The sequence below is a fragment of the bacterium genome, from assembly GCA_036524115.1.
Lineage (GTDB): Bacteria > JAUVQV01 > JAUVQV01 > JAUVQV01 > DATDCY01 > DATDCY01.
Genome location: DATDCY010000155.1, coordinates 48,209 through 54,964, shown reverse-complemented (window position 1 = coordinate 54,964; position 6,756 = coordinate 48,209). Strand labels below are relative to the sequence as shown.

At 69.2% G+C, this 6,756-nt stretch carries 5 protein-coding genes; all 5 read left to right on the top strand.

What is annotated here, in order from left to right; genetic code table 11:
- Positions 1-2,630 (top strand): FAD-dependent oxidoreductase (locus tag VI078_07560; protein HEY5999146.1); only part of this gene is annotated, 2,630 nt, incomplete at its 5' end.
- 56 nt (positions 2,631-2,686) lie between these two features.
- Entirely contained in the window at positions 2,687-3,154 is a 468-nt protein-coding gene (locus VI078_07555; GenBank protein ID HEY5999145.1) for a hydrogenase iron-sulfur subunit, read from the top strand.
- Complete coding sequence (locus tag VI078_07550) at positions 3,151-3,843, top strand: methylenetetrahydrofolate reductase C-terminal domain-containing protein (GenBank protein HEY5999144.1); 693 nt, start codon at positions 3,151-3,153, stop codon at positions 3,841-3,843. Before VI078_07555 ends, VI078_07550 begins: the two co-directional genes overlap by 4 nt.
- Positions 3,840-4,826, top strand: a complete 987-nt coding sequence (locus tag VI078_07545) for a methylenetetrahydrofolate reductase (GenBank protein HEY5999143.1) — start codon at positions 3,840-3,842, stop codon at positions 4,824-4,826. The genes VI078_07550 and VI078_07545 overlap by 4 nt, the downstream gene beginning before the upstream one ends.
- A gap of 6 nt (positions 4,827-4,832) precedes the next feature.
- On the top strand, positions 4,833-6,689 hold the full coding sequence (locus VI078_07540; protein HEY5999142.1) for a S8 family serine peptidase: 1,857 nt from the start codon (positions 4,833-4,835) through the stop codon (positions 6,687-6,689).
- Positions 6,690-6,756: the final 67 nt, after the last annotated feature.

Sequence of the window (6,756 nt, the reverse complement as noted above, 5' to 3'; positions counted from 1 at the left end):
ACTTCCGCGAGGTCGAGCTGGGCTTCCCCGAGCCGGTCGCGCTCGCCGAGGCCGGCCGCTGCCTCAACTGCGCCGGCTGCTGCGAGTGCTACTACTGCGTGGACGCCTGCCTCGCCAAGGCGATCGTCCACGACGCTCCGTACGAGGAGCAGTTCGACCTGGACGTCGGCGCCGTGATCCTCTCGCCCGGCCTCGAGCTCTACGACGGGCGCGTGCGCGGCGAGCTGGGCCTCGGGCGCTGGCCGAACGTCGTGACCTCGATCCAGTTCGAGCGCATCCTCTCGGCCTCCGGTCCTTCCAAGGGGGTGGTGCAGCGTCCCTCGGACGGCAAGCACCCGGTGAAGGTCGCCTGGATCCAGTGCGTCGGCTCGCGCGACCCGCACAACGCGAACCCCTGGTGCTCCTCGGTCTGCTGCATGTACGCGACCAAGCAGGCGATCATCGCCAAGGAGCACGACGCGCACATCGAGCCGAAGATCTTCTTCATGGAGATGCGCGCCTTCGGCAAGGACTTCGACAAGTACGTCGAGCGCGCCAAGAACGAGTACGGCGTCAAGTACCAGCGCGCCATGGTCTCGAGCGTGCGCGAGGAGCCGGGGACCGGCAACCTCGTGCTGCGTCACGCGCTCGAGAACGGGGAGCTCGTCGACGAGACGTTCGACATGGTCGTGCTCTCCATCGGCTTCCAGCCCCACAAGGACGCGGTGCAGCTGGCTGCGGCCTGCGGCATCGAGGCCACCGACTATCGTTTCGCGAAGACCTCCGGGTTCGCGCCCGTCGAAACCTCGCGGCCCGGCGTCTTCGTGGCCGGCACGTTCCAGGCCCCGAAGGACATCCCGGAGACGGTGGTCCAGGGCAGCGCGGTGGCCGGCGGCGCGATGGCGCTGCTTTCCGAGGCGCGCGGCACCGAGGTCGTGAAGAAGGAGCTGCCGCCCGAGCGCGACGTCACCGGCCAGGAACCGCGCATCGGCGTCTTCGTGTGCCACTGCGGCATCAACATCTCCTCCACGGTCAAGATCGACGAGGTGGTCGAGGCGGCGAAGCACCAGCCGGGGGTGGTCTTCGCGACCAACGCGATCTACGCCTGCTCCCAGGACCACCAGGAGTCGATGAAGAAGATCATCGAGGAGCAGAAGCTCAACCGCGTCGTCGTCGCCTCCTGCACGCCGCGGACGCACGAGCCGCTCTTCCAGGAGACGATCCGCGAGGCGGGCCTCAACAAGTACCTCTTCGACCTGGCGGACATCCGCGAGCAGTGCTCGTGGTGCCACAAGGCGCAGCCCGAGGCCGCGACGAAGAAGGCGGTGGGCATCGTCAAGATGGCGATCGCGAAGTCGCGCCTCCAGGAGCCGCTCCAGAGCGAGACGGTCGGCGTCACGCCCGCGTGCCTGGTCATTGGCGGCGGCGTCGCCGGGATGACCACGGCGCTCTCGCTGGCCGACCAGGGCTTCGCGGTCCATCTCGTGGAGAAGGAGAAGGAGCTCGGTGGTCTCGCCCGCAACCTGCGCTACACGCTCGAGGGCGGCGACGTCCCGGCGTTCCTCGCCGGCCGGATCGCGGCGGTCAAGGCGCACCCGCGGATCACGGTGCACCTCGGCGCGGAGGTCGTGAAGACGGAAGGGTTCGTCGGCAACTACGTGACGACGCTGACCACCGGCGCGACGGCCGAGCACGGCGCGATCGTGCTGGCCACCGGCGGCGTCGAGTACCAGCCGACGGAGTACCTCTACGGCAAGAGCGACCGCGTCATCACCCAGCGCGCGCTCGAGCAGCAGCTCGCGGCGGGCGAGACGCCGTCGGGCTCCTACGTGATGATCCAGTGCGTGGGCTCGCGCGAGGAGCCGAACCAGTACTGCTCGCGCGTCTGCTGCCAGGACGCGATCAAGAACGCGATCCGCATCAAGGAGGCCAACGCGCGCTCCCAGGTGGTCATCCTCTACCGCGACGTGCGCACGTACGGGCTGCGGGAGGACTACTACCGCAAGGCGCGCGAGCTCGGCGTGCTCTTCGTGCGCTACGACGTGGAGCGCAAGCCGGTCGTCGAGCAGGCGGGCGCGGGGCCGCTGACGGTGCGCGCCTTCGACCCGATGCTGGACCGCGAGGTCGAGATCGCCGCGGACCACGTGGTGCTCTCCACCGGGCTGCGCCCGCACCCGACGACCGACGCCGTGGGCGCGATGTACAAGGTCACGCGCAACCCCGACGGCTACTACCTGGAGGCGCACGTGAAGCTGCGCCCGGTCGACTTCCCCTCCGAGGGACTCTTCGTCTGCGGCCTCGGGCACGCGCCGAAGAACCTCGACGAGACCATCGGCCAGGCCCTCGCCGCGGCCGGGCGCGCCGGCGTCGTGCTCTCGCACGAGCGGCTCGCGGTCTCGGGGATCATCGCCAAGCACAAGCGCGCGCTCTGCATGTCCTGCCTCTCGTGCCTGCGGGTCTGCCCCTTCGGCTCGCCGTACATCGACAAGGACGGGATGATCTCGCACAACGAGGTCAAGTGCATGGGCTGCGGCATCTGCGCCGGGATCTGCCCGGCGAAGGCCTTCCAGGTGAACAACTTCCGCGACGACCAGATCTTCGCGATGATCGACGCGGCGGCCGAATCGGAACCCGGCCTCGTCGAGGCGTAGGAGGAGAGCGTATGACGACTGTCGCTGAGGCCGCGGCGCCGGCCGCGGTCCCCTCGATCGAGGCGAAGCAGCCCGTCCCGGTCGGCTGGGAGCCCAACGTCATTGCGTTCGCGTGCCACTACTGCGCGTTCGCGGCGGCGGACCTGGCGGGCGTGATGCGCCTGTCGTACCCGCCGAACGTCAAGGTCATCCGGCTGCCCTGCACCGGCAAGCTCGACCACATGCACCTGCTGCGGGCGTTCGAGAGGGGGGTCGACGGCGTCTTCGTCGCCGGCTGACTCAAGGGACAATGCCATTACCTGGAAGGTAATGCGTTCGCGGCGAGAAGGATCGAGTACGTGAAGACGCTCCTGAAGAAGCTCGGCATCGACCCGGACCGGCTGGAGATGTTCAATCTCTCGGCGGCGATGGGCCCGCGCTGGGCGCAGATCTGCACGGAGTTCGTGGAGAAGGTGCGCGCCCTCGGGCCCACGCCGATCCATGCGGCGCAACTGAAACAGCAGTGCCAGGGGAGCCAGTCATGATCGTCGGGTCGCAGAAACCGTTCCCGGAAACCTGGGAGATGGTCAAGGGCTTCAAGAAGGTGATGGTGATCGGCTGCAATACCTGCGTCGCGATCTGCCACGCCGGGGGCGCCAAGGAGGCGGAGATCCTCGCCACGATGCTCCGCATGAAGGCCACGGAGGAGGGCGTCGCGCTGCAGGCCGACTTCACGGCGGTCCAGCGCCAGTGCGAGCCGGAGTACTTCGAGCCCGTCCTCGAGCAGCTGCGCGAGTACGAGCTGGTCATCTCCACCGCGTGCGGCGTGGGCGTGAACTTCCTCTCCGGGCTGATCGGCAAGGTCCCGGTCTTCCCGGGGATCAACACCTCGTTCTACGGCGCGGTGCCGGCGGCGGGCGTCTTCGTCGAGCTCTGCGCCGGCTGCGGCAACTGCATCCTGCACCTGACGGGCGGGATCTGCCCCATCGCGCGCTGCTCCAAGTCGCTGATGAACGGCCCCTGCGGCGGCACCAACCAGGGCAAGTGCGAGGTCAGCAAGGACATCGACTGCGCCTGGTACCTGATCGTCGAGCGGATGAAGGAGCTCGGCCGGCTGGACAGGCTCGCCGAGATCCAGCCGCCGCGCAACTGGTCGACCGCCCGCGACGGCGGGCCCAAGAAGATCGTCCTGGAGCACATCGCTGCTCCCGCGGAGGCGGAGGCGAAGAAATGACGACGAAGAGCGGGAGCAATCTCGAGAGAGTCATCGCGAGCGGGCAGCCGGCGGTCACCGGCGAGCTCGGGCCGCCGATGTCCGCGGACCCGGCGGAGGTCGTCCACAAGGCGCATCAGCTCAAGGGCTTCTGCGACGCGGCGAACATCACGGACTGCCAGACCGCGGTCGTGCGCATCTCGAGCATCGCTGCGGCCGTCGTCGCCGCGCGCGAGGGCCTCGAGCCGGTGATGCAGATGACCTGCCGCGACCGCAACCGGATCGCGATGCAGGCCGATCTCCTCGGCGCCTCGGCGCTCGGCATCAAGAACTGCCTCTGCATCGCCGGCGACCACCAGTCCTTCGGCAAGGCCGGCAAGCTCATGGGGCACCCGGGGGCGAAGAACGTCTACGACATCGACACGGTCCAGCTCGTCGGCATCCTCAAGAAGATGCGCGACGAGGGCCTCCAGCAGGGCGGCGATAAGCTGCAGGTCGCCCCGAAGTTCCACATCGGCGCCTCCTGGACGCCGCTGGGCGACCCGATGGACTTCCGGCCGGTCAACCTGCTCAAGAAGGTCAAGGCCGGCGCGGACTTCATCCAGACGCAGGGGATCTACGACGTCGAGCTCTTCCGCTCGCAGATGAAGAAGGCCGCCGACCTCGGCTGCTTCGAGCACACGGCGATGCTGGCGGGAATCATCGTCCCCAAGAGCGCGATGATGCTCAAGTACATGGACACGTCCGTCTCCGGGATCTCGGTGCCCCCCGAGCTGATCGCGCGCATGGCAAAGGCCAAGGAGGCCGCGGGCGACGACAAGAAGAAGATGAAGGAGCTGCAGGAGGCCGAGGGGATCAAGATCGCGATCGAGCTGATCAAGCAGGTTCTCGACATCCCGCACGTCAAGGGCGTGCACGTGATGGCGATCGAGTGGGAGAGCGCCCTGGAGCCGATCGTCAAGGGCGCCGGCCTCTACCCGCGGCCGACCCTCGCCCAGGCGTAGCCGTCCGTGGCGCCGGCGCTCGCTGAGCACGGCGCACCGTCCCCCGGTGGGGCGCAGGGCATCCGCGCCTCGAGTGGTCGCCGCGGGGCGGCCGCGATCGTCGCCTTGTGGGTGGCTGTCCTGGCGCCGCTCCCGTCTCCGGTCCGCGCCACCGAGGCGGCCCCGGGTCTGCGGGCGCGGCTGCCCCCGCCCAAGCCGGCGCACACCCGGCTCCTCGCGCGACAGTCGCGCGAGGCGATCGAGGTCAAATTCGCCCAGGGCGGGCAAGTCCGGCTTCGAGAGGGATGTCTGACCTCGCTCGACGGGCGGGATCTCGTCGGCGTGCACGCGGTGCTGTCAGCGCACTCCGTGGAGGCGGTCGAGCGCCTCTTCCCCCAGCCAGAGGCGGAGATCGCACGGGAGCGGCACGCCCTCGAGGAACTGGGCGGGGAGGAGCTGCCCGACCTGAACCTGTGGTACCGCTTGAGGGTTGCCCCGGGGGCCGACATCGAGTCGCTGATCGACGCTCTCAACGCCCTGCCCGAGGTGGAGATCGCCTACGCCGCGCCGCTGCCGTCGCCGCCGCCGGGCGATCCAGGGATCGCCAGGATGTCTCCCTTCGCCGGCATGGCCGAGACATCCACCCCTGACTTCAGCACGCTGCAGGGCTACGTCAAGACCGCCCCCGAAGGCATCGACGCCACCTTCGCCTGGACGAAAGCCGACGGAAGCGGTGGTCGCGTGACGATCGTGGACGTCGAGTACAGCTTCAATCCGGCCCACGAGGACCTGCCGTCCGTGCCGCTCATCAGCGGGGTTTTCTACCAGGGCTGGGGATCCGACCACGGCACGGCTGTCCTCGGCGAACTGGCGGGGGTCGCCAACGGCCTCGGCGTCCGCGGCATTGCCTCGGCGGCCTCGCTCAAGTTCGCCTCCCCGTGCCCGAACACCTCTTGCCGCCCGTACGCGCCAGCGGCCGCGATCAACGCAGCGCGGCTGGCCACCTCGCCCGGGGATGTGATCCTGATTGAGCAGCAGACCTCGGCGTGCAGCAGCGGGTATGGACCGCTGGAGTGGATCTGGTCGGTCCGTGACGCGATCAAGACGGCGACCGCCGGGAAGCGGATCGTCGTCCAGGCGGCTGGCAACGGCGCAGTGGACCTGGACTCGCCCAATTGCCTGGGAGTCTTCGGCACGACGGCGAACGACTCCGGTGCGATCATCGTCGGCGCGGGGGCGCCGCCGGGGTACACGCAGAACGATCGTTCCCGCCTGAGTTACTCCAGCTTCGGCAGGCGGGTGGACGTCCAGGGCTGGGGATTCCGGGTGGTCACGACCGGGTACGGCGATCTCCATGCCGGCTCCGGCGTGAACCAGTGGTATTCGGATTCCTTCTCCGGCACCTCGAGCGCAGCGTCGATCGTGGCCGGCGCCGCCGCGCTGCTCAGCGGCATCACCCGGCAACGGGGATCGCTCCTGCTGCCCGCGCGCGTCCGTTTCCTGCTCTCCTCCACGGGCAGCCCGCAGCAGGATGCGCCGGGTTTCCCTGCGTCGCAGCACATCGGGCCGCGCCCGAACCTGAAGAGGGCGATCGTCGAGCTGGAGCGGCCCAGGCCTCTCTCGCCGGGCGGAACCATTGCCGACCCGACGCCGGCCTACCGCTGGACGAAGGTCCCCGGCGCGTCGAAGTACCAGGTCGAGATCTCCGCGGGCGGCACGCCTTTCTGCAACAGGGTCGTCGGCACAGCGGCCTGCGCGACGGGCGTTTGCACCGCGACCCCCTCGCTGGTCGTGGCTGCGGGCGTCTATTCCTGGCGCGTGCGCGCTTACCTCGACACGTGGAAGAGCTGGAGCGCGTCCAAGAGTTTCGACGTCAGCCCCTGAGGCCGGACCGCACACGGCCGCCCCGCGGCCGGGCATCCCGGCAGCCTGGCGAATGAGCCCCGGACGC

What these genes read in the sequence shown, in the direction of transcription:
- VI078_07550 (HEY5999144.1), top strand. Translation starts at nt 3,151, where the DNA reads ATGATCGTCGGGTCGCAGAAACCGTTCCCGGAAACCTGGGAGATGGTC.
- VI078_07545 (HEY5999143.1), top strand. Translation starts at nt 3,840, where the DNA reads ATGACGACGAAGAGCGGGAGCAATCTCGAGAGAGTCATCGCGAGCGGG.